Genomic DNA, 557 nt, shown 5'->3' with positions numbered 1-557 from the left:
GCCTCCAGACTCTGGACAAAGTTTTCCAGGTGATCGCGGCGCGACAGCATGTTATTCAGTCGTGCCTCAAACAACGCCTCGGTCAGGTCGCTGGTGTCGAAGACAAAGATCTCCATCATCAGCTTCAGGTTTTCGATGGTTGGCTCGCGGTACAGCTGATTCAGGCGCTTGATACCTTCGGTCGGCATCGGGGTAAACAGGCTCATGCCGCCCGTTCCGCCGCCCATTAGCACCAGTTTGCCCACGCGCTCCGGCCAGCTCAGGGTAAACGCCACAGCACTGTGGCCGCCCATCGAGTTACCCAGCAGGTGGACTGTTTGAATATCCAATTGANAGGATGCGAGCGTTGAGATCGGATCGCGAACCGCGGTTAACGATCCCATCGCTTTTACCCCAGCCAGGACAATCCAACAGGATCACCCGGTATCCGGCCTGTACCAGCGGATCAATATTGCGGCTGAAGTTTGCCCAGCCCGTCGCGCCAGGACCGGAGCCGTGCAGCAGCACGACGGTCTCTTCGCCCTGTCCACAGTCATTGAAATGCACGCGTAGTGTTT

Annotated in this window: 1 pseudogene; it reads right to left on the bottom strand. The window is 57.7% G+C overall.

The window, feature by feature from the left end:
- Positions 1-557: pseudogene (gene mhpC / locus FDX22_RS00385) on the bottom strand (2-hydroxy-6-oxonona-2,4-dienedioate hydrolase); the annotation flags it as partial.

It is taken from the genome of Citrobacter sp. TBCS-14, assembly GCF_005280805.1.
In the GTDB taxonomy this organism is placed as follows: Bacteria; Pseudomonadota; Gammaproteobacteria; order Enterobacterales; family Enterobacteriaceae; genus Citrobacter; species Citrobacter gillenii.
Note: the sequence above shows the minus strand (reverse complement) of the source record. Positions and strands in the feature narration are given on the sequence as shown.